We start from the raw sequence: 22,489 nt of genomic DNA, 5'->3' as shown, positions 1-22,489 counted from the left end.
GATCTACCCATCGTCGGAGCTATTCGGCTTCCTTACCGCTCATCGGTCTTACCTACGCCCCGACGTACTTCCACGCGTAACAACGTCAGGTCAGTAGACCGTTGGATCGACTTGCCATCCGGTGTTGATACCGGCCGTCTTGCTCAACGTCCTTGCGTGCGAGGGACCGCCCGCACGAGCTTCGATGCGTACGGTCTTACGTCTTGCACATCCGGACGCAGTGCTACCGACGCTGCCTAACTCCATCCATCCGCAACACCGCTCGTCCACGCTTGCGTCCGCTAGGAAGAGAGGAAGAAGGCACCCACGCAGAAGGGAGGAGCCGATGTTCCGTCCCGTTGAGCAGATGACCGAGATAAAGGACGAAACGGGGTAAGTCCTCGCGCAGGAATCGAGCACCCTCTCGCCCAACGCGGGCCCCCGCACTGGAACCGCACCGATTCAGGTGGAGCCGCTACCGGTTCGGATCCTGCTCCATCCGCGCTCATCCGGGGTTGCGGTCAGCTGGTCGCAGAACACGTCGTGGTAGCCGGAGGCCGTCCCAACACCCCTTCTGATCAGGGGTTGATGGGCGTTCACGGTCCCTGAGCACGCCCTCCCGCACCTCCCGCACCTCTCGCTCGCCCCTGGGCCGCTCCGATCGCGACACGCCGTTGCGGCGTGTCGCGAGTGAATCCTGTTATCGTCTCCTCACCAAATGACTTCCCTGACAGAAACCTCGTTGAAGACTCATCCACATGGCTGGTCGGATCGAGCGCAACTCGGCGGAACGTCACGCAAAGCACGAGCTGTCGAGGAGAGTTGGTCCCGTGGAGAAGATCGCTGTAGCGAGCCAGAAGGGCGGCCCGGGCAAGACCACCACGACGGTGAACCTTGCGGCCGGCCTCGCTCTCACCGGCGCTCGCGTCGTCGTGCTCGACATCGAACCGCAAGCCCAGGCCGGACAAGCTCTGGGCGTTCGCCTGAGCAAGGCCCAGATCGGCCTGTCCCTCGGGCTCAAGCTTCAAATGGCGGCTCAGGGAGTACCAACAGGGGTGCGGGACATCCTGATCGACCGCAGTGAGCTGCTTCACAAGTTCAAGGGAACGGGCCAGTTGTTCCTGCTCGCCTCCGAGCAGCACACGATGGCGAACGCGCAGCACATCCTGCATGCCGCGGGAAACGAGAAGGTCCAGGTCCTGCGCGAGCTGCTGGCTGAGATCGAAGACGACTTCGACTACGCGGTCTTCGACACGCCCCCCGCGGTCGAGGCACTCAACGGTGTCGCTCTCGCGGCGAGCGACTACGCCCTCACCCTGTGCCTGCCCAAGCACGCCACCGTCGAAGGCGCCGTCGCGATGCGTTCGACGATTCGCCACGTGAAGGACCGGACGAACGCCGATCCCAAGTTCCTCGGCGCCGTGCTCAACATGGCCAAGCCGCCCTCGGACTGGTCTCAGGAGGAGATGGAGGTCCGGGATCTGATGATCGACACGAATCTGCATCCCTTCGACACGGACATCCGCGAGGACACCCGCATCTCCCGGAGCTACGCCATAGGAGTCCCCTCGGTCCTCGGCTACGCCAACCACGCTCCCGGCAAGCGGTACGCCAAGTTCCTCCAGGAAGTCCTCGACCGCATGGACACCCCCGAGGCCGAGTGGGAGATCGCCCAGCGGGTGGAGGCTCAGCTGAACGGCGAGCCGAGGGAGCGCATCGGTGTCTGACGGACAGGCACGGCCGGCTGGGGGAGCGGCCAGGAAGAAACAAGAGCAGAAGGACGCCGGTGCCTTCGGCGCCGTGCGGCGGCGCCGGCCTCCGGCGCCTCAGGCCAATCTCGCAGCCACCCTTCTCCAGCAGGCCGAAGAGGTAGCGGACGCCGGCTTCATGGGCAATGCCTCCGCTCTGGCGTCCCGGCCTGCCGCGGCCCCGGCCGTCGGCTTCCAGAGCACGGGGATGTCCGCGCCCGTTGCTCCGCCTGTCGAGCCTGCGCCGCCCATTCCCACGCCCACTCCCGCGCCTACGCCCACCCATACGCCCCCTGCCGGTGGTGACCTTCACCCCCGGTGGCAGGACCCTTCCGAAGCTCCAGAACCGCAGGCATCGCCCGCTCCTGCTCCCGCTCCTGCCGATACCCCTGCCGAGCCCGCGCCCGCACTCTCGTCCCGGGCTCCTGCCACCGCCGAAGCCCGGGACGACTCCGGGGCGTCGGTGGCCATGCCTGAGCAGAAGGGCGAGCCGGACCCGGATCCGGCCTCCTCTCCGCCGGCCCAGAAGGCTCGCAAGTCGGCGCGGGCAACGGGACAGCTCGGTCCGACTCATCAGGCCATCCACTCCTCCTTCGCCGACTCACGTACGAACTCACGTGACTGGTCCTCGCACGGCGCCAACCTGATCCCGGAAGTCTGGGACGCCCTGCGCAGCCGCATTGCCAGCGACCGCCGTTCCTCGGGGAACCCGGAGCTGGCCGCCGGCCACTACATGGATGTCGTCTACAGGCAGGCGTCCATGGACGCGCAGGCACTCGTGGCGCTGTACAAGAAGCTCTCCGACCAGCGCCTGGGCTACCTGGGCAGCGGAAAGAAGTCCACGTTCCGCCTCGGGCCGGAGGCGAAGAACAATGCCTCTGAGATCAAGGCCCTTCTCGACGAGGCCGATTACGCCCGGAAAGGGCTGTACGTCGTGTCGGCCCTGGTCATCCTGCATCTCCAGACGCTCGATGCCGAAGGGCCCCTGCAGCGGCCCGAGCTGCCGCCGCTCTTCTGACTCTTCCGCCGCTCGCCCCACCATTGCACCACCCGAAGACGGGGTGCGGACCGACAACCACGGTCCGCACCCCGTCTCTCGTTTTCCGCCGGTTTCCCCCTCCGGGAACGGCTTCCGGCCAGTCCGGCACGACGACACGCCGTACCTTCTCGCGCAAATTCTCTCGAGTTTCCACCCTGTCGCACCCCGATCCGTCGTGCGGCTTCCCTCATAGGGTGCTCCGGCCAGTGGGACCACAGCCAGCCAAAAGCAGCGTCGGACGCCGGCTCGCACGGAGATTGCAGCCAAACGGCTCCCCTCCGATGCCCAACAGAATCAGCTCGCGAACGGTATGTGACCAGGTGTTATACCGATGCCTATCCTGATAGTCCTACCGATAACCGTACCCATCCGAGGGTTCTCAAGCAGGCCGATATCCCGGTTGGTTCAACTACCCACAGACCAACAAGCCGATCACTTCACCAAGTCATGGCCTGATGTCCCTGACAGGGAGGTCGCCGGTTCTGACCCGCTAGGCTTCTGATCGACAGAGCCTTCACTTTGGGAGCACAGGAGAGCCTGACCATGCCGAGTGCTGTTCTCAGCGCCAACGCCGTCGCGGTCGCCGCCGGAGTCAGTAAGAACTGGGTCTACCGCGCCATCGACATAGGAGTGCTGAGCGAGCCGTGCTTCGCCGCTGACGTGGTCGTGCTGCGCGTGTACCGCGTCCTCTCCCAATTCGCCTGGCCCGACAAGCCGAAGCAGCGCTCGGTGAAGCAGAAGCCGGACACCTGGCTGCTCGCAGCCCTCAACGCCGTACGCGACGCGGCGTCCGACGAGAAGACGACGCCCGAGACGACCCTCTATGTGCTCGGCACAGCCGTGCACATCGCGAACTCGCGTACGGAGCGCTCCCTCCTCGAGGCGTCAACTCCCGAGGGGACCGAGCCGTCGGCCCTGGACGCCCAGGTCGCGATCAGGCTGCCCATCGGCCGCTGGATCGACGAACTCCCCTCGGTACTGGCGAAGACGCCCCGGCACGCCCCCAGACGCGGTGTGGCCCGCCGCCAGCCCTCAGCGACGTAACCGGCGGGCTCGCCGCCTGAACGACTCGCGGCGGCGCACCCCGGCATCCCTGTCGTTTCGACCACGGAGACGGTTCACCAAGGACATCCCTCACCTCTGACCACACCTGACTCACCGGCGGCCCAGCCCCATGGCCAGCCGGCTGGTCCCGTGTTGCCGAAATGCCCTTCCTAGCTCCCGGAGCAAGTCATCGCCACGACTCCAGGGGTCCATCTCGCGCTGCCCGCTGACGAGATCGGACCGCTCAGCGCATCCCCATCCGACCAGCGACCAGCCCCCTCCTCCTACCCCTCCCGGACCCGCATCTCACGTCGCCGGAGCAACTCGGCCGGCGCTGTTGCGCAGCACGCCGCGCAACAGGCCGAGCAACTCGCCCGCCGGGGCCGGGTCCGCGTGCCGTGGCGTGTGGTCGCGTCGCCGACGTATCCCGACGTGGCCCTCTCCGTCTACGTCAAGACAGCCGCCCTCGGATGGCGCCCCGAGGGGTGCACGGCCGGCGTGGCCGTCCTCGCCCGATACCTCCGGATCAGCGCCTCAGCCGTGGAGCGGGGGCTCCGCGCGCTCACGCGCCCCGACCCCTCGGACAACACGGTCGAGCTCTCCACGCGTCGGCGCACCAAGTCCGGGGGGCAGGGCACGACCGCCGAGCGGCGCGTACGCCCGCTGCGCCGCCAGGAGCCGTTCGTACTGGTTCCGGTCATCGCGGCGGAACTGCTCGAACCGCGCCAGCTGCGGGCCTGGGCGGCACTGGCGTACGCGCAGGCCCGCAACGTAAAGGTCACCGAGGCGCAGCTGGGGCAGGTACTCGTCCACCATTCGGGCAAGCGCGCCGGCCAGCCCATCGGCGCGGGCGCGGCGTCAGCGGTGGTCGACTCACTGGAGGCTCTGGGCTGGCTGCGCGTGCACCGGCGCGAGGGACTCCAGGGCAGGAACGTCTACGACGTTCTGGAAGCGCCGGATCTGACGCGGCCCGAGGCCGGTTCCGGCCCAACCTCATTGGCTGAAAAGGGAGTTGAATGCGCCCGTGTTGGTGACGGTTCGGGTGGCCAAGCTGATGACGGATCCCTCGCGACTGAGGAAGACCTGAAGATTGACCGACTTGTTCCCGAGGGTGGGTTGAACTCATCCGCCGTAGGCGAAACTCGGGTAGTTGAGCGCGAATCCGATTCGAAACCCCGTCCTTCGCAAGCGTTTCCCGGATTCTCCGGCCGTCACCTCGCGCTGCGCGCGGATGGAGCCTCTACCCCCTCGAAGTCTGCAACGCGTTCCACGGAACCTTCCTATTCCGGGCCGCAGCTCACCTTCAGCCCACGACTGGCCTGGGTGATGCAGCCCGTGGCTGTCCTCGTCCAGCGCGTAGGGATCTACGTCCAACGTGCCTTCGCACGCCAACTCGGGGCTCAGCTCGCGGAGGGGGTGGAACCCGAGCGACTGCGCGCCCGCCTCCAGGCGCGCTTCGCGCGAACCTCGCCCTCCGACATGCGCAGCGTCGAGGGCTGGCTGCTCAAGGTCGCGGCCAGCCGGTGGGGTTGCCACGATCCGCGCTGCGAGGAAGGCATTCGCTGGCACTCCGGTGAAGAGTGCGCTGAATGCCTGTCCGTCCGCCTCGAGAGGTACGACGCACGCAAGCGTGAGCGCAGCCTGGACGCGGGGGAGTGCCCGGACTGCAGGAGCCCTCTTGCAGGCAGCGGTCGGTGCCGGACATGCCGACCGACGCGGGTCCTCCCGCCGGTCCACACGATCACGTCACCTGGCGACTCAGTGGGCTCGGCTGTGCCTCAGGCTCCGGCCACGAATCCGGCCATGACTTCCACGTTGCCGGACTCTCGTGAGGCCTTGCCGTGCCGCTGCCGAGACTGCGGCACCTGGATCGAGTCCCCGAGCGCCGGAGCCCGCTGTGAGGACTGCTCGCTCACGTACGCCGTCCGCGAAGCGGAGGTCGCGGCGATGGACGCCGCGTGCGCGGGGGTATCAGGGCCTCAAAAGATCGCTGCGGCTCTTCGCGCGTGCCGGGACTTCCGCGGCCAGGTCGCCTCCGAGCGTGGCACCCCCGTCGCAGCGGGCCCCCCGCCCAGGCTTCAGGCGGCTGCAGGGGCTGGCGCGGCTGGCGCTGCGGCTGGTACGGGCGCAGCAGCCGCAGCGGCGGTTGATGGCACGAAGCGGTCCTGGACCTCAGGGCGCCAGCAATCGAGCGAATGTCCCTCCGCTGCCGGTATGTAGCAGCCGATACACCATCGCTGAAAGCCCATTCGGGCCTGTGGGGTTTCTGCCGCGTTGGGGGCTGCGGACAAGCACGTACGGTCGGTCCCGTTCTGGCTTGTCCGGGGCTCGCATGCTTGCACTTGCGCGTCCTGCCCACCAACTGGACCAGGCGGCTTGGTGGCCGCCGGACGGCGATTGCTGCCGGCCTGGCCGCGCGCGCCGTGCTGGACGGCCCCTGAGAGCCCTGGCGGGGGCAGCCCGGGGGATTCGCGCCTGTCTGTGGTTACGGAGCACGGAGGGGACGAGACGGCCCGGGACGGGGCCTGGCTGGATGGCCTGGCCGGATTGGCCAGCCGGCTGGCTGGCTGCCTCCTGAGACCCCACCACGCCTGCGGGGCACGTCGATTGGGCTCTCGGCCTCCAGGATCGCCCCCGTACTGGCGCAGCCGCTCCCGTTACCGTGGAGGTCCGCCACCGAACGCCGTTCAGCGTAAGGGAGTGCGTATCGTGGCCGAGCTCCCGGGATCGGAAAAGACGCCCCTTCGGAATCCGCAGGCCGCCTTGACTCCGTCGCTGCGGCCATCAGACCGGAAGCGGACGCTCCTGGTGTCGATCGAGCAGTGGTACGAGCTGATCGACCACATCACCCCGTCCAGCCGGGAAGGCTGACCGGCGAACGCGCGCCGCTGGTGGCTCAGCCCAGGTACGGGGAGGGGCCCGCGAGGGAGTCGCCGATCTGCCGGGCCGGTCTCCTCCAGGCATCCACGCACGGCGCACTGGGCTGCGGTCTCGCCGATGTCCTGGGCCCCAGCGGGCACAAGGCCCACCGGGCAAGGCTCACCGTCCGGTGTCGCGCCGCCGCTGAAGCAGGGTCCGGAGTCCAAGCCGCACAGCGGCCCGGGGCTTCGAAACAGCGTGCGATCCGGGTCCGGATCCGCGCAGTGCGACGGTGCCTCTGGTTGCCCGCCGGAGAGGAGCGACCGTGTCAGCGTTGAGTCGCTGCCTTCAGTCGCTCCGTAAACATGCAGGTCAGACCCATGATGGTCGTCAGGACAGCGACTGAAGCGACTCAACTTTCCATATATGAAGCCATTCCTGTGTGCGTGTGTGCGTCATATATAGGAGGCTTCAGTCGCTTCAGTCGCTGTTTTGGCTTGGAATGCCCGCTGAGCTGGGGCTTTTCCGAGGCCGCCGCAAGCGACTGAAGAGCCTGAGTCGCTGCGCCTCCTCCTTCAGTCGCTCCCGGGCCCTGCGCGGGTACCGCCCCGCACCCGCCCCGCACTCGGGCCGAGGCCGCCTCCCCCCGCTGCGGGTACTTCCTGGCCGACTTCGCTAGTCTGTGTTCGTTGTTGAGTCGCTTCAGTCGCTGTGAGGGGAACGAGATGCCTGCTGAGCTGCGGTTTTCATGCAGCGACTCAGGCCAGTCACCCGCTGAGCGTGCAGTGACCGGCCTGCGGCTCGCCCGGTGGTGCGCCAGTAACGGCTGGCCCGTCCATCCGCTGGCTCCCGGACGCAAGACGCCGCCTGCCAATTGCCGTGCGTGCAGCGAAAAGTCTCATACCTACACGAACTGCTCATGCCTGCAAGCAGGCCGCTGGTGTCACGGCTTCCATGCGGCGACCCTGGACTACTCCCGCATAGAACAGTGGTGGACCAGCAACCCCTCCCTGGGAGTCGGGGTCGCCTGTGGGCCCGCAGGCCTCGTGGTCATCGACATCGACGTGCACGAGAGCCCGACGCCCCAGCGGGACAGGCTCCTCCCCGGGATCCCCGTCGGTGACGGCGTCGATCTGCGCGGCCTGCGTACGGGCTTCCACTCGCTGGCCGTACTTGCGGCACTCCGCGGCGAAAGCTCCCCCGCGGACGACGAGTCGACGCTCCGGGTACGGACCCCCTCGGGCGGCATGCACGTCTGGTACCGGGCCACCGACGGCCGGCGCTGGCAGAGCTCCACGGGCGCCGGGAAGAGGGCCCTCGCCTGGCAGGTCGACGTACGCGCGCACGGCGGGTACATCATCGCGCCCGGAACCAGCACCCCCGCCGGGACGTACGAGCCCCTGGGAGACGTCCACCAGCCGGCCCCGCTGCCCGCGTGGCTGGCCCATGAACTCCAGCGGACCGGCCACCTGCCGGCGCCCCACATCCCCGCCTCGCGTCCCGTTCCCCCGCGTGCCAGGCAGGCCGTCCTCGCGGCCGGGGGAGGCCAGAACAAGGCGTCGCGACTCCTCGCGTCCCTCCTCGCCGAAGTCACCGCCTGCGCTCAGGTCGCCGAAGGAGCCGGTTTCACCGAAAAGCTGAACAGGGCCGCCTACACCTTCGGAGGGCTCGTCGCGGCAGGACACTTCACCGAATCCGCCGCACAGGAGGCGCTACGGGAAGCCGCTGACTCGGCACGCCCCGGACAGGACCAGCGCTCGAGCCAGATCATCCGCAGCGGCATGACCGCCGGCGCACGGCACCCTCTGCACCTCGGAGGTCCCCGGTGAGCCCCGGACCCGGTACCGACGACTTCCTCTTCGACTTCAACCCCGAAGCGGTCGCGGCACAGATCCTCGCCCAGGAACCGCCGCGGTCCCTGCCCGTCCAGGGCGGGCAGGGCGGGGAGCAGGCACACTTCGACGTCGCGACCCCCGCCGGGCTGCTGCCCGACACGCTCAGCGACCGCGGCAACGCCAAGCTCTTCGTCCGCCTGTACGCGGGGGACTACCGCCACGTGCCCGGCCTGGGCTGGTACCGGTGGGACACCACGCGCTGGCAGGTCGATGAGGACGACACCGTCGTCTGGGCCGCCGGGGACCTGGCCGAAGCCATCGCGACGACGGACCCGCGCGGCGTCCACAGCAACCAGTCCCTGCACAAGCACCGCCGGCGGGCCCTGAGCACCTCGGGGATGAGCGCCATGCTCACCCAGGCCAAGTCGGCTCCCGGCATGGTCCTGCGGGCCGAGCTGCTGGACGCCGACCCGTACGCCCTGTGCACCCCGGCGGGCATCGTCGACCTCCACACGGGGCTCATCCGCGCGCCCCGCCCCGACAAGGACTTCCACTCCCGCTCGACGTCCACGGGGCCCAAGCAGCAGCTCACCCCCCGCTGGGACCGGTTCCTCACCGACACCTTCGGCGCCGACGCCGCGGGCCGGGAGATGATCGACTTCCTGCACCTGATGCTGGGCTATTCCATCACCGGCGACGTCGGCGCCCAGGTCATGCCCTTCCTGTTCGGTGCCGGAAAGAACGGCAAGTCCGTCCTCCTCGACGTCCTCATGAAGCTCCTCGGCGACTACGCGGACGCGGCCCCGCCGGGCTTCCTGATGGCCCGCACCTTCGAGGGCCACCCGACGGAACTCGCCGAGCTCCACGGCCGACGTGTCATCGTCTGCTCCGAGGTCAAACCCGGGGACAAGTTCGACGAGGCCCGTGTCAAGCTCCTCACCGGCGGCGACCGGATCAAGGCCCGCCGGATGAGGCAGGACTTCTTCTCCTTCGCCCCGACACACAAGCTCTGGCTCATCGGCAACCACCGCCCCGAGGTCGGCACCGGCGGCTTCGCCTTCTGGCGTCGCATGCGGATGGTTCCCTTCGAGAAGGTCGTCTCCGACGACCGCAAGATCGACAACCTCGCCGACATCCTGGTCACCGAAGAGGGTCCCGGCATCCTCGCCTGGCTCATCGACGGCGCCCGCCGCTACCTGGCCGGGGAGAAGGACCTCACCGGACCGGCCCCCGTCCGCATCGCGACCACGGCATACGCGGAGACCGAAGACCACACGGGCCGCTTCTTCGAGGAGTGCTGCACCTTCCACACCGACCACCGGGCCGAACAAGCACGCCTCTACAGCGTCTACCGCACCTGGTGCCAGAATGAAGGTACGCCCACGATCTCCTCCCGCGCCTTCGCAGCACGGGCCCGCGAGCTCGCAGGCCTCGCCTCACCCAAAGAAATGATCTTGTCCAACTCGAAGAAGTACTACCCCGGAATCGGACTGCTCGCAGAGGAGGAGGACGCATGAGCTCGCTCATCTCCGACGACGAGATCCACCACGAAGTCGACCTTGTCTGGCTGGAGGACGTCACTGAGCTCGACTACGTCCGCCAGTCCCTCGACCGGCTTCCCACCCGACGAGGCAAGCCCGCGTACCACCGCGACGGCCGTCTCGTCGGCTACGCCCAACTGGGACCGCAGGCGAAGCCCTCCCGCTCCAGCGGTACTTTCCGCCGCCGTGTCTTCTGGCTCCTGCCCCACGACCGGGACACCGTCCCGGGCGGCCTCTACGCATCGGGAGCCCCGGCGGAAGCGGTGGACCCCACCACGTTGACCGCTGGGAGCAAGGGCAGGAAGACGGAGCGGTCAGAGCGGCCTGCGCAGGCGGCCGACGTCTGACGGACGGACGGTCGGCACCTGTAGAGGAACGCATGTCCGACCTTCGGTCGCTTCAGTCGCTGATATCGCTGCTGGCAGCGTTCTGACCTGCGGACTTCCCGAAAGCGACTGAAGCGAGACGCTGAACCGCAGGACTACGGCCGCGGTGCCTGAGCCGAACGGGCCTCCCGCGGAGCCCTTCCGCGGAGCCCTTCCGCGGAGCCCTTCCGCGGAGCCCTTCCGCGACACCTACGCCGTGCGCCGCTTTCGCAGGCGCTGGCGGTGCGCCTCGTACAGGACGACGGTGGCGGCGTTCGACGCGTTCAGGGAGCTGGCGGAGCCCGTCATCGGAATGCTGATCACGTGGTCACAGAGCTCGCGCCAGGCCGCGCTGAGGCCCGCGGTCTCGTTGCCGATGAGCAGCAGGACCGGCTGGGTGAGATCGAACTCCGAGACATCGGCATCACCGTGCTCGTCCGTGCCGACGACGGCCACCGGCCGGCCTTGGGCACGTTCGGCCTCCAGCCACTCCATGACCTCGTGGTGCGACTGACTGCGCACCACGGGCACGGAGAAGAAGGAGCCCGTGGAGGCGCGTACCGACTTCGGGTCGTACGGATCCGCGGCGTGCCCCGTCACGATGAGACCGTCGGCGCCGAACGCGTCGGCCGACCGTACGATGCTTCCGATGTTGCCGGGCTGCGTCGGCCGGTCGAAGACGAGGCCGAGGAAGTCACCGTGGACCTCGATCCGCGACAGGGTGTCCGGCGGCATCTCGACCACAGCCAGGACTTCGGCAGCCCCGTCCTCCTTCTCGCTCAGTTCCGTGAGGAGCTGCGGTGCCATCGCGACGCGCTCGGCGCCGTTCCCGCGCAACAGGTCCTCCGCCCAGCGCGAGAGGGGCTTGTCGCCGTTGTACAGCAGGGAGCGAACGGTCCAGCCGTGCTCCACCGCCATGGTGATCGGGCGTACGCCCTGGACCAGGAACTCCTTCGCGCGTCCGCGCTTGGTGCGGTTGCCCAGGAGCGTCTGCAACTGCTGGAACCGGGCATTGCGGGTCGTGATGCGCTGAACCGCCACCCGTCCTCCAAACGCTCAATGATCACTTGAGTCCGAAACGCGCTGGTAGGCGCGGTAAAGGCTCCCGGAAGATTACACCGCCCCGACCGCTGCGGCCGTACGGAAGCCGCGCAGCGGTCGGCCGTCAGGCCGGGGGACCGCCCCTGCCCGGGCCCGGGCCCGCCCCCGCCGGCGGTTCAGGAGGCCGACGTCGGGACGGGCCGGCCGAGGAGTACCGCTTCCTCGGCGGGGGTGAGGGCGGGGCCGGGCAGGGGCTGGAGTCGCGGTCCGCGGAGCGCGCTGAGGAGCACCCGGGGGCGAACGAGGAGCGTTCCGTTCGCCTGGAGGGTCATGACGTCGGTGAGGGCCGCGACGGCGGTGAAGTCCGAGCAGGCGGTCGTGATGAGCCGGTTGATGTACCTGGAGGCGAGGCGGTCGGCGAGGTTGGGCTTCTTGCCGGTCGCGTGGGGGAACGAGGCGTCCTGGCCCACGGCCAGGAGCCAGGCGGCGGCCGCGGGGCGGGCCATTGCGCGTTGCGCGCGCCGTGCGAAGCCCTTCGACGCGATGCCGCTGTCCTTGGCCACGTCGCGCAGGGCCCGGGCCCCCTGGGCCGCCGCGGACATCCCGTGCCCGTAGAGCGGGTTGAGGGCGGTGGCGGAGTCTCCGAGGGCGATGAAGCCGTCGACGCGGGCCTTCTCGTAGTGGCGACGCCGGTTGGCCGTGTTCCGGGCGACCGTCACCGGGCCGACGGGCTCGGCCCGTTTCAGGTACTCCGCTATGAGGGGGCTTCGCAACGTCCCCGCGAACGTGGTGAACTGGGCCTCGGCGCTGGTGGGTTCGGCTCCGCGCGTGCCGGAGAGACTGACCAGCCACTCGTCGCCCTCGATGGGGAGGATGGTGCCGGCCGTGCCGGGCCCGGCACGCCGGGCGTCGGCCTGGACGTTGATGACCGGCCATCCGGCGGTGTCGGCGGGCGCCTTGTAGCGGCGGCTCGCGTAGGTGACTCCCGCGTCGACGACCGTCTCGGGAACAGCGCGGACCCCCAGCGCGGCCAGCCATTGCGGGGCGCGCGACGTGCGGCCCGTCGCGTCGATGACCACGTCCGCCTCGAGGACCTCCTCGGTGCCGTCCCCGTGCCGGATGGCGGCGCCGGTGACCCGGCTGCGGGTGCCGAGGAGACGTACCGGCTCGGCCCCGGACAGCAGACGTACGCCCGGCAGCGCGAGGGCCTGGGTGCGGACGGCCCAGTCGACGAGGTCGCGGCCCGCGCTGATGAGGTACTGCGCTTCGGGCCAGCACCGGCGGTACCAGCCGCCGGGGGACAGGGAGATCATGCCGTTGGGGATGGGCACCCGGTGCGCGCCGGCGCGCAGCCACATCTCCATGGTTCCGGGGAGGAGCGATTCGATCGCGTCGGCCCCGCCCGCCCAGAGCATGTGGGCGTGCCGGGCCTGGGGGAGGCCGCGGCGGGGCTGTGGGGTGTCCGGCAGCGCGTGTCGCTCGACGATGTCGATGCTGTCGCTGTACGGGGCGAGGGCGGCTGCGGCCAGGGTGCCGCTCAGCCCGCCTCCGAGGATCAGGACTCTGCGAGGTCGGGGGGTGGTGGCCATGCGGGTCTGCTCTCTGCCCCGGCACGGGCCGGTGTGGCGGAAGTCGAGTGGAGCGTGGATGGTGACCGATGTGCCGGGGAGTGCCTGCCCCGGCGTGGCAGGCGGAAGATCCTTCCGCCACGGCGGGCAGGCAGGGGATCTTCCCGGGCCGGCCGGGGCCAGGTTCGGCGGGTCAGCCGGGGTCAGGTCCGGCGGATCAGCCGGGGCCGGGTCCGACGGGTCAGCCGGTGAGGGGCGTGGTCGTCGCCTCCGGGGCCGGGTTCTGGGCGAGCCACCGCCCGTACGCCCGGGTCATTCCCCGGTTGCGCAGGCTGTCGAGCGCGAGGGCGAGGCGGGCGGAGGTCCGGGCACGGGGCGGGCGGCCGCGGGAGACGCGGCTCATGTGGGTCCGTACGAGGGCCAGGACGCCGGCGCTGGCGATGTCGGTGTCCCGCCAGTTCAGGCGCGGCGCGGCGACCTCGACGTCCTCGCCGTTCTCCCAGCGTGCGGGCAGGTCGGGGTGCAGGGCGAGGGCGGTGGCCAGCCCGACCATCGCGAACCCGCTCGCCAGGACTCGTTCGGCGGACGCGCGACGGCCGATGCCTCCCGTCAGCATGAGCGGCATGGGCGCGGACGCGACGAGCCGCTCGGCGATGGCGAGGAAGTACGCTTCCCGGTCGAGCTTCCGGTCGTCGGCGGTGCGCCCCATGGTCGCGGCGCTCTCCATGCTTCCTCCGGAGAGTTCCACCAGGTCCACGTCGAGGTCCTTGAGGAACGCGAGCACCTGTTCGACCTCGTCGACGTCGAAGCCGCCGCGCTGGAAGTCGGCCGTGTTGATCTTGATGCTCACGGCGAACTCCGGGGAGACCACCGCGCGGACGGCGTGCACCACCTCCAGCAGCAGCCTGGCCCTGTTCTCCAGGCTGCCGCCCCACTGGTCGGTCCGGCGGTTGACCAGGGGCGAGAGGAACTGACTCAGCAGGTATCCGTGGGCCGCGTGGATCTGGACGCCGTGGAACCCGCTCTCCTGCGCGAGACGTGCCGTGGTGGCGAACCGGCCGATGGTGGCCTGGATGTCGGCTTCGCGCATGGCCGTCGGGCGGGCGAAGACCCGCGTGTGTCTTCCGAGGCTGACGCCGATGTCGGACGGAGCCCAGGCGACACCGGGGAGGTCCGACCGTACCTGCCGGCCGGGGTGGTTGATCTGCATCCAGACCTGGCCGCCCTCCGATCCGGCTGCCGCGGCCCAGCGCCGGAAGGGGGCCAGGTCGGTATCGGCGTCGAGGACGATCGTTCCCGGAGAGGTGAGGGCCCGTCGGTCCACCATCACGTTTCCTGTGATGATCAGTCCGCTGCCGCCGCGTGCCCAGCTGCGGTAGAGCTGCTCGATCTCCGGGCCGGGCAGCTGGCCGGGCTGGCGGGCCAGGCTCTCCTCCATGGCGGCCTTGGCGATCCGGTTCCCGATGCGGCTTCCGTTGCGCAGTACGAGAGGTGTGGACAGGTGCATGGCAGGGCTCCTCTGTATGTCGTCACGCGCGGTCCGGTCGTGTTCCGCGGGTAGGGGTGCGGCCCGGTCCGTTCCCGGGCCGTCGGGGTGCCGGATCAGCGGGCTCGCAGCCGCAGGACCCGGCCTGCTGCCGTCCGCACGCGGGAGAGGCGTGCGGAGAGGCTCGGAGCCACGGGCTTGATCCGGCTCCCGCCCATCCGGCCCGTCTGGGGATCGGACCACAGCTGGCCGACCTCCTCGGCTATCGCGTGCTGGGCCCTGCGGGACGCCATCGGGTGGCTGATGCCCCGTCCGAGGGTCACGCGCAGGGCCCTGGCGGCGGCCTCGGTGGCCAGCGGCCCCCGGGCGTCCAGGGGACTTAAGGTTGCCAGCGCGTCCCCGATGACGACGAAGCCGCGGGGGCCGCGTACGCGCTCGTACCGGTTCCACCGCAGAGCCGACGTGGGGGAGACGACGACGTCGCCGGCGGGCTCCGCCTCCGCGATGAGCCTGCCAATGCCGGGGTCCGACAGGGCGAGCGCGGCATCGGCGAACGCTTCGGCGCCGGCGAGCCGTTCACGGTCCGGGGCGGTCTGGGTGACGGCCCACATCCCGCCCTCGACCGGGACGAGCGCCGCGCTGTGCGCGCCGTCCGCGACCGCGGTGAGGGGGACGTCAGCCTGCCCGTCCGGTGTCCGGAAGCGCCGGCTGGCCGTGAACCCGGCCGCGCCGCGTGTGCTGACCGGTGCGGCGGCGACACCGAGGTCCCTGAGCCAGGACGCGGTACACGCGTCGGCGCCGCTCGCGTCGACGACGAGCTGGGCGGTGACCTCCTGTTCCGTCCCGTCGTCGAACCGCACGTGTGCGCCGAGCACCGCGGACTCGTCCCCGATGAGCCCGACGGCGCGGGCGCCGTCCAGGATGGCGGCGCTCCGCTCGTGCGCGGGGTTGGCGACGACCACCTCGCGCAGCACCCCGATCAGGAGGTCGCGGCTGCACGTCAGCAACTCGCGTGTCCCCCACGCCCGCGGACGTGTCCGGGACAGGTGGGCACCGGCGGCGCCCGCGGGAAGGGGGAACGTCCGAGCACCGCGGCGCCCCAGCATCGCGCCCGAACCGTACGCCAGGTCGTTGATGTCCCACATGCCCCCGATGTGCAGGACTTCGCCGTGCTCAGCCGGTTCGGAGCCCGTTTCCGCGCCCCGGCCGGCGGGCTGGCCGCCCGCGAGCACGAGCAGGTCGTAGCCGGCCAGGGCGACCACGGATGCGGCCAGCAGGCCTGCGTACCCCCCGCCGATGATAAGAGCTTCGACGTGTTTCGGGTGCGTGGTGGTCATGGCCGTCTCTCTGTGAGGGTTCTCGGTGCGGCGGACGGAAGGCGGGGCTCGCGTGGGCTCGCGGTGCGGCGGCCGGAAGGCGTTCGCGGCCTGTTCTCCGTTGTCATGCACGGTGCTCGGGGAGTGCCGTGGTCTGCCGTGTCACCTCCACGCGCGCGGAGCGCAGGATCGCGGCGGACATGGTGAGGAGGTCCTCGGAGTCCTCGGTGGAACTGACCGTCCAGCGGAGCTCCGGCGCGACCGCGGGCGCGGCGCACCCCTTCCAGATGACCGCGCGGGCTATCACCGCGGCATCGGCCTCGCTGCGGGCCCGGCTCTCGGACTGCTCGGCCAGGGCGCGTGCGTACACCCCCGCACCGGTCGAGCGGTCGAACCAGGGCGTCAGCCGCAGTACCGCGTCGAAGATGTCCCGCTCGCGCTGCATGAGGCGGTGCTCCACGGGCTGCCACCACGGCATGGGGGGTTGGCTCGTGGAAGGTATCTCGGGACGGATCTCCAGCCACAGGGGCTGGAGTCCGCGAAAGCGGCGCAGGGCCCGCCACCGTGAGCCGATGCCCTGTCCGATGGGCGGCAGGAGGAAACCGGCGGAGACCAGGAAGGCGCTGAACCCGGCCAGGGAGAAGGCGACGTTGGTGCTCAGCCAGTCCAAGTCGTGTCCGAGCCAGCGGGCGACGATCGCCGTGTACTTCAGGAGGTCGTAGGCGAAGGTGCACGCCGCACCGGCCGCGATGAGGAGCAGTCCGGCCTTCAGGGTGCCGGGGACCTTCCTCGACCAACGCCAGCTGAGGACCACCATGGTGACGGCCGCCACGCTGTGCGCCGCCAGGTAGAGGAGGATCATCTCGCGGATCCAGGGCGTGCCGGAGTAGTACGTGTCCAGGTCGCGGAGCCGCTCCACCGGGGCGTCGCCCAGCGCGAACAGGACGCAGATGGCCACCATGACGGCGGCGTAGGCCGTCAGGCACAGCCTGGTCTGCCGCAGGGTCACGCGCGCGTCGTCGTTTCCCCGCCAGTGGATCAGCAGCACGATGGTGACGCCGTCGAACGCGGTCAGGATGCAGTACACGATGGGTGCGGCGATGTTCGGAACGCCGAGCGCCTCGTTGATGGCCGCGAGGTTGGGGGGAGCGGCGGTGACGAACAGGAGCGCGCCGACGAAGAGGGTCGCGATGACGGCCCACAGCAGCGGGTCCCGCGGGCTCTTTCTCAGCGCCCAGACCTTGATGGTGGTGGCGACGAGCAAGCCGCCGGCCGAACACAGGTACGCCGTTCCCGCGTTCATTGACGGCTTCCGTGCGTCATGGGGGAGGGAATGCGCATGATCAATCGCTCTCTGAGTGGGCGCCGCCGACGGGGAGACCGGAGTGGTGGATCTTGGAGAACTGGATGCTCAGGCGGGCGAGCCCGTTCGTTCCGGAGACGCGGGTGGGAATCGCGCCGCCCGGCTCCAGGGCGAACGCCGTCCGGCCGGATTCCGGCTCCCCAGGTTCCGGCTCCCCAGGTTCCGGCTTCCCGGACTCCGGCTCCCCGGGTACCCGCGCGGCGGCCAGGGCCGCGTGGATGGTGGCCGCTTCCGCGAAGATGAGGGCGGCTTCCGGCTTGCAGCCCTGCGAGGAGGCGTACCGCTCGGCTGCCTCGCGGTGGCCGCCGTCCAGGTGGGGCGCCAGATTGAGCAGACGATCGGCGATCTCGGTGGACCGGGCCATCGCCCGGATCTCCAGCGACGAGGTGGGACGGATCCGCATGGGCTTCCCGGGCCCCGCGAACGGTTCGAGCGCGTGCCAGAGGGGCTTCATCGCCCGGTAGGCCCGCCAGGACACCCACATCGACCCCAGCCGCGGCCCGACGACCGGCACCAGGAAACCGATCGTGGTCATGGCCGCGCCCAGTCCCGCGAGGGGAGGGGCCACGTCGGTGCTGAGCCAGTCCCAGGTGTCCGAACCGGCCCAGCGGGCGCCGACGGCCAGGAACTTGAACAGGGCGAACGACAGGGTGAGGGAGAACGCGGCCACGAGGATGAGCAGACCCCAGTGGGTCCACGCCGCCTGGACCTGCCGGAGTTCACGTGCCCACCGCCAGCACTTCGTCGCCACCACGACACTCGTGGCGGTGTGCGCGCTCAGGTACAGCACGATCATCTCGCGGACGTACGGGGTGGTCGCGTAGAAGGTGTCGAACTCGCGCTGCTGCTCGATGGGCACGTCGCTGAGCGAGAACAGCACACAGAACGTCGTGATCACCGCGGCGGTCGCCGCGATCCACACCCTCGTGTGCCGCCGGACGGTCCCCTCGGTCCCTCCGCGCCAGTGGATGAGGAGCACCAGCGAGCCGCACGACAGGCACGACAGGATGCAGTAGACGATGAGAGCGGAGATGTTCGGGACGCCGGTGAGCCGGTTGACCCGCTCGATCGTCGGCGGCGCACCGAACACGAAGCCCGCGGCCGAGGCCGCGAGGATCACGAAGATCGACTTCGACATCGGCGAGTGCCAGGTACGCAGGAACGAGGGAGACTTCACCACCAGCGCCACCGCCAGGACGACGGCGGGTATGTAGTAGTCCGATCCGGTCATGCTCAGTAGCCTCTGCCCATACTGGACTGGATCCGCCCCGCCAGGCCGGTGACCGGCACCGCTCCGCCTCCTTGCAGGTGTTCCCGCAGCCGGGATCCCAGCTGCAGCCCGAACTGCTCGGCGTCGCTCTCCTCGTTGGTGTCGACATGGCTCCGCGCGGCCAGGGAGACGAGGTCGTCGCTCGCCAGCTCCCCACCGAGTGACCTGGCGGCTGCCGTGGCGACGTCGCTCTGGGCCCCGTGGGAGAGGCAGTCCCCCCTCAGGGCGTGCCATATCTCGTGAGCGAAGATCACGAACTGGTGGAGCGTGGTCGTCTTGGTCTCGACGATGATCACGATGCGGTCGTCGAAGCTCGCGGTGAGACCGCTGGCCGTCTCCGCGGGGAACTCACGGAAGTACAGGAGGACCGGGCGGTACGGCCGTTCCCCGCGGTCCTGGTTGAAGCGCTGCTCGACGTCGGCCCTCAACGCCTCGAACAGGCTGTCCGGATCCGAGGGGATCGGCTTGTCGAGGCCCGCGAGGACCTCGTCGCAGAACCGTGCGATCCTCCGCTCGGCCGACCGCCGCGCCAGGAGGCCCTTCGGCGCGACGAGCAAGCTCCCGGGACGTATCAGCCTGCCGAGAGCCGCGCGTACCCCCTCGCGGAAGTCGGCCGTCTGCCGCTCGTTCATCCGAATGCCCCCACTCTGCGTTTCCTTCGATGGGCGGCGATGCCACAACCCACCTTGCCGTGCCTGTGACTGACGGTCAGCCAGTCCTCCGGGCTCCGCCCGAGCCTGCCTGCGGGCTCGGGGCCGCGTTCTCTCGTGCGATCGCGTCCACGAAGGCCATCAGCGCCGTCTCCAGATCAGGCGGCAGCTCCCTGTCGCCCAGACGGAGCTGGATCTGCATGGCATGACGGTTCCTCACGGCCTCGGAGGGGTTCTTGAGGAACGTCGTGAGGCCCGGGATGACTCTGCTGTCCAGAACGCGCTTCACGGCCTCAGGCGGCGTGTGGGTGAAGTACTCCATGGGGACGTCGAAGAACCGGGCCAGGCCCGCGCCGTGCCAGATGTTCGGAGTGCTGCGGTTCAGCAGCTTGCCGTGCCACTGCGGCGTCATCCCGCTTCCGGCGGCGATCTCGGCAGTCGTGTACTGCCGTCGGCCGCCCGTGTCGCTGTCCACGGTCAGCCGGGTCTCCCTGAGGAACGCGATGCGGCGGGCGAGTTCGGCCGTGTCGCTGGCCGGCGATTCGACGATCTCGCCGTCGAGCAGGCGACGGATGTCGGCCTCGGGGAGCGAGGTGTGGAAGGAAAGGTCCTTCAGGTTGAAAGTCGACGCTCTGTCAAGTCCCGATTCCGACTGGAGGTCTTCGACTTCCCTCACGGTCTGGGCGAGCTGCTCGTACCCGTCGCTCATGGACCCTCCCGGCAGGATGTACGCGGTACAGGTGGTCCGGACGAGACCGAGACCCGCCGGCCGCCACTAGATCACGGAAACGGTCGGCTCCGCAATGAAACGATCGTTTCATGAGACGGGTGGTAGCGGGTAGCGGGTAGCGGGTGGCGGGTGGCGGGTAGCCACCCCGCCCCTTACGCCCCGCACGTCTCTTGTCGCCCGCGCGGCCGCCGAGTTGATCGGTACCGCCGCGGGCGGGTCGCGGACGCCTCGCGCAGGGTTGCTACGCGCAGGGTGGCGTTCCGTAGCGGGCGGCGATCGTGGCGGCGCGGTCGCGCAGGGAGTCGCGCAACCACTGCGGGGCCAGGGCTTCCGCGTTCGTGCCGAGGTGCCACAGCGCCCATTCGGCGTGCCGCGCGTCCTGGAAGGTCACCTCGAGCCGAAGGCGGCCGTCTGCGTCGGCTTCCTCGGCGAGGACGGCCAGGGCGGTGCCCACCAGGTCCTCCCGCCGCGCCGGGTCCATCCGTACCAGGACGGCGACCTGGTCGCCGCCGGTCCGGAACTGCCTGCTGCGTTCCTGCCAGGCCCGGTCCAGATCGACCCGCTCCGGTCGCTGTGCCGGTTCGGGGAGCTCCTCCGCGGCCGAGACCCGGGACAGCCGGTAGGTGCGGTCCGCGCCCGACCTCGTGGCCAGCAGATAGCCCTGTTCGCGTACGGTGACCAGGCCGATCGGGTCCACTGTGCGCCACTTCGGGGGCTGGCCCACGGCCGCGTACCGGATGCGCAGCTTGTGTCCGGCGAACACCGCGCGCCGGATCTCGGTCACCACGGGGTCGGGTACCTCATCGGTGGCCAGCCGGCGCGCGAGGGCGTCGGTCTCCGGGTCGATCAGCAATCGCTGAGCCGCGCCCGCGGCGGTCGCCCGATAGCTCTCGGGGAGCGCGTCAACCACCTTGCGCATGGCCGAGGCGAGCGCCGGGCCGAGGCCGAACGCCTGCGCGCCGCGCCGCGATCCGGCGACCAACAGGGCCAGCGCCTCGTCGTGGTTCAGTCCGGTGAGCTCGGTGCGGAAACCGGGCAGCAGCGCGAAACCGCCGTGCCGGCCGCGTTCCGCGTAGACCGGGACACCGGCTGCGGACAGCGCGTCGATGTCGCGCAGCACGGTGCGGGTGGACACCTCCAGCTCGCGGGCCAGCGTGGCCGCGGACAGCCGACCGTGCTGCCGCAGCAGCAGTACCAGCGAGACCAGCCGATCGGCGCGCACACGAAAACGCTACCGGAATACACGACACACTGTGTCGTGATTCGTTGACAGGCTTCAACACGACAGCAGGTACATCGCACACGAGAGGTGACTCGCATGGCACACGCCCTGGTCAACCCGGACGGCTTGCACGACCCGGTCCCGTTCGGCTACAGCCACACCGCCACCGTCCCCGCGGGTACGGAACTGGTGCTGATCGCCGGCCAGTACGGATCGGGCCCGGACGGCGCGGTCGTCTCGGCCGATTTCACCGAGCAGGTCAAGCAGGCGTTCCGCAACGTCGGAGTCGCTCTCGCCGCCCATGGGCTCGACCTCGGCCACGTCGTCCAGCTCAGGACGTACGTGGTGAACCACGATGTCAGCAAGCTCGGGCCGATCGCCGGGGCCGTGCAGGAGGGCTGGGGTGCGAAACCGCCCACGCAGACCCTCATCGGCGTCGCGAGCCTGGCCGCGCCCGACGTGCTGTTCGAGGTCGAGGCCCTCGCCGCCCGGCCCTGACGTGCCACAGCCGGGTGAACGGGCGTCATGGAGGCCGAACGCCCCGGTGAGCGGTGTCTCGTGTGACCCGGGCCGACTCAGCCGGCCGTCGGGTTCGCGGCGCCGCTGCGGCGAACCGTCCCGAGGGGAATGCAGTTCCCCGAGTCTCCGCGGACTGGCCGTTCACGTGTACGAATCGGCGGGACTTCCGGCGTACGGGACCTATGGCGCTGAACCGGCCCGCGGGGCCGATGCGTAGGCACTCCGGGCCGAACCGATCCCGGCGATCCCGGCGATCCCGGCGATCACCGGTCATCGCCGGGCGAGACCTGAACGCCTCGCCCGGCGATGCCCCGCTCCTCGTCCGGCCGCGTCGCGCCCCGTCCCGTCGCGTCGCGCCGTTGGCCCCGTGCTGTCACGGAAGTGTCACGTGCCCTGTCGGCCCGGGCGGCTTCTGACAGCATCAGGACCATCGAACCCAGGGGGGTCCCATGCGTTTCCACGTTCGCTTAGTCACCGTCGCCGCCACCGCCGTCGCCACCGGGCTGCTGCTCGCCGGGTGCGGCTCGACTCCGGCCGAGGAACTGGAGGACTGGTGGTCCTCCGGGGGCAAGGACAGCATGAAGGCGCTCTCCGACACCTCGGGGCGGGTCAACAGCGTGTATTCGGGCCCGAACGACAGCAGGGTCACCGCCTGCCAGGAGCTGCTGACCGCGGTGACGAAGGCCAAGAAGCTCGACACCGTCCCGAGCGACGATGCCCGGGGGTTCTTGACGGAAGCCCTGACCGCCTTCGAGCACGGAGGCAACGAGTGCGTCGCCGGGGCCGCCGGCAACAACGAACCCCAGGCCGGCGAGGGCATCCGCGAGGTACAGAAGGGGCTCAGCCGGCTGGCCTCCGCCATGGCCATGATCAGGAAAGACCTCGAGGCCGAGTGACGCCGGAAGCGTCGAACT

General features: G+C 69.9%; 19 protein-coding genes and 1 pseudogene. 9 read left to right on the top strand and 11 right to left on the bottom strand.

Going from position 1 to position 22,489, the window contains the following annotated elements; translation table 11 throughout:
• The first annotated feature begins 809 nt into the window (after positions 1-809).
• The 3 genes from OTB16_RS19025 to OTB16_RS19015 all read left to right on the top strand — a co-directional run bounded on the left by OTB16_RS19025 (position 810) and on the right by OTB16_RS19015 (position 3,810).
• A complete protein-coding gene (locus OTB16_RS19025; protein WP_267721412.1) occupies positions 810-1,706 on the top strand; it encodes a ParA family protein in 897 nt (298 codons plus the stop codon).
• A gap of 490 nt (positions 1,707-2,196) precedes the next feature.
• A complete protein-coding gene (locus OTB16_RS19020) occupies positions 2,197-2,745 on the top strand; it encodes a hypothetical protein (RefSeq protein WP_267721411.1) in 549 nt (182 codons plus the stop codon).
• Positions 2,746-3,309: 564 nt separating this feature from the next.
• A complete protein-coding gene (locus OTB16_RS19015; protein ID WP_267721410.1) occupies positions 3,310-3,810 on the top strand; it encodes a hypothetical protein in 501 nt (166 codons plus the stop codon).
• A gap of 1,778 nt (positions 3,811-5,588) precedes the next feature.
• Here the strand turns inward: OTB16_RS19015 and OTB16_RS19010 are convergent.
• Complete coding sequence (locus OTB16_RS19010; protein ID WP_267721409.1) at positions 5,589-5,726, bottom strand: hypothetical protein; 138 nt, start codon at positions 5,724-5,726, stop codon at positions 5,589-5,591.
• A 793-nt stretch (positions 5,727-6,519) separates the two neighbouring features.
• On the opposite strand from OTB16_RS19010, the gene OTB16_RS19005 reads away from it, so the two are divergent.
• Positions 6,520-6,681: a hypothetical protein gene (locus OTB16_RS19005; protein WP_267721408.1), complete on the top strand. Its 162-nt coding sequence runs from the start codon at positions 6,520-6,522 to the stop codon at positions 6,679-6,681.
• A gap of 74 nt (positions 6,682-6,755) precedes the next feature.
• Here the strand turns inward: OTB16_RS19005 and OTB16_RS39640 are convergent.
• Positions 6,756-6,882, bottom strand: a pseudogene (locus tag OTB16_RS39640) (NUDIX domain-containing protein); the annotation flags it as partial.
• A 512-nt stretch (positions 6,883-7,394) separates the two neighbouring features.
• Between OTB16_RS39640 and OTB16_RS19000 the strand changes: the two are divergent.
• Genes OTB16_RS19000 through OTB16_RS18990 form a run of 3 tightly spaced genes read left to right on the top strand, consistent with a single transcriptional unit; the run spans position 7,395 to position 10,392 of the window.
• Complete coding sequence (locus OTB16_RS19000; protein WP_267721407.1) at positions 7,395-8,498, top strand: bifunctional DNA primase/polymerase; 1,104 nt, start codon at positions 7,395-7,397, stop codon at positions 8,496-8,498.
• On the top strand, positions 8,495-10,021 hold the full coding sequence (locus tag OTB16_RS18995) for a DNA primase family protein (protein WP_383899218.1): 1,527 nt from the start codon (positions 8,495-8,497) through the stop codon (positions 10,019-10,021). The genes OTB16_RS19000 and OTB16_RS18995 overlap by 4 nt, the downstream gene beginning before the upstream one ends.
• Positions 10,018-10,392: a DUF6009 family protein gene (locus tag OTB16_RS18990; RefSeq protein WP_267721406.1), complete on the top strand. Its 375-nt coding sequence runs from the start codon at positions 10,018-10,020 to the stop codon at positions 10,390-10,392. The genes OTB16_RS18995 and OTB16_RS18990 overlap by 4 nt, the downstream gene beginning before the upstream one ends.
• A 228-nt stretch (positions 10,393-10,620) precedes the next feature.
• On the opposite strand, the gene OTB16_RS18985 is transcribed toward OTB16_RS18990, so the two are convergent.
• The 9 genes from OTB16_RS18985 to OTB16_RS18945 all read right to left on the bottom strand — a co-directional run bounded on the left by OTB16_RS18985 (position 10,621) and on the right by OTB16_RS18945 (position 21,056).
• Positions 10,621-11,451: an RNA methyltransferase gene (locus OTB16_RS18985; RefSeq protein WP_267721405.1), complete on the bottom strand. Its 831-nt coding sequence runs from the start codon at positions 11,449-11,451 to the stop codon at positions 10,621-10,623.
• A gap of 176 nt (positions 11,452-11,627) precedes the next feature.
• Complete coding sequence (locus tag OTB16_RS18980; protein ID WP_267721404.1) at positions 11,628-13,040, bottom strand: FAD-dependent oxidoreductase; 1,413 nt, start codon at positions 13,038-13,040, stop codon at positions 11,628-11,630.
• Positions 13,041-13,260: 220 nt separating this feature from the next.
• Positions 13,261-14,526, bottom strand: coding sequence for an NADH:flavin oxidoreductase/NADH oxidase family protein (locus tag OTB16_RS18975; RefSeq protein ID WP_267721403.1), 1,266 nt, complete (start codon positions 14,524-14,526; stop codon positions 13,261-13,263).
• A 95-nt stretch (positions 14,527-14,621) separates the two neighbouring features.
• Positions 14,622-15,842, bottom strand: a complete 1,221-nt coding sequence (locus tag OTB16_RS18970) for an FAD-dependent monooxygenase family protein (protein WP_267721402.1) — start codon at positions 15,840-15,842, stop codon at positions 14,622-14,624.
• 103 nt (positions 15,843-15,945) lie between these two features.
• The gene (locus OTB16_RS18965; RefSeq protein WP_267721401.1) at positions 15,946-17,124 is read right to left on the bottom strand and encodes an MAB_1171c family putative transporter; all 1,179 of its coding nucleotides are present in this window, start codon (positions 17,122-17,124) and stop codon (positions 15,946-15,948) included.
• A 40-nt stretch (positions 17,125-17,164) separates the two neighbouring features.
• Positions 17,165-18,415 (bottom strand): MAB_1171c family putative transporter, encoded by a 1,251-nt coding sequence (locus OTB16_RS18960; protein WP_267721400.1) that lies wholly within the window; start codon positions 18,413-18,415, stop codon positions 17,165-17,167.
• Between the two features lie 2 nt (positions 18,416-18,417).
• The gene (locus OTB16_RS18955) at positions 18,418-19,086 is read right to left on the bottom strand and encodes a toxin-antitoxin system, toxin component (protein WP_267721399.1); all 669 of its coding nucleotides are present in this window, start codon (positions 19,084-19,086) and stop codon (positions 18,418-18,420) included.
• A gap of 76 nt (positions 19,087-19,162) precedes the next feature.
• Positions 19,163-19,813 carry a hypothetical protein gene (locus OTB16_RS18950; RefSeq protein WP_267721398.1) on the bottom strand — a complete coding sequence of 217 codons (651 nt, stop codon included), beginning with the start codon at positions 19,811-19,813 and terminating at the stop codon, positions 19,163-19,165.
• Positions 19,814-20,075: 262 nt separating this feature from the next.
• Complete coding sequence (locus OTB16_RS18945; protein WP_267721397.1) at positions 20,076-21,056, bottom strand: helix-turn-helix transcriptional regulator; 981 nt, start codon at positions 21,054-21,056, stop codon at positions 20,076-20,078.
• A gap of 96 nt (positions 21,057-21,152) precedes the next feature.
• Here OTB16_RS18945 and OTB16_RS18940 point away from each other — a divergent pair, with 96 nt between their 5' ends.
• On the top strand, positions 21,153-21,554 hold the full coding sequence (locus OTB16_RS18940) for a RidA family protein (RefSeq protein WP_267721396.1): 402 nt from the start codon (positions 21,153-21,155) through the stop codon (positions 21,552-21,554).
• Positions 21,555-22,024: 470 nt separating this feature from the next.
• Complete coding sequence (locus OTB16_RS18935) at positions 22,025-22,471, top strand: hypothetical protein (RefSeq protein WP_267721395.1); 447 nt, start codon at positions 22,025-22,027, stop codon at positions 22,469-22,471.
• Positions 22,472-22,489: the final 18 nt, after the last annotated feature.

This window comes from Streptomyces antarcticus, from assembly GCF_026627255.1.
GTDB lineage: Bacteria > Actinomycetota > Actinomycetes > Streptomycetales > Streptomycetaceae > Streptomyces > Streptomyces antarcticus.
Note: the sequence above shows the minus strand (reverse complement) of the source record. Positions and strands in the feature narration are given on the sequence as shown.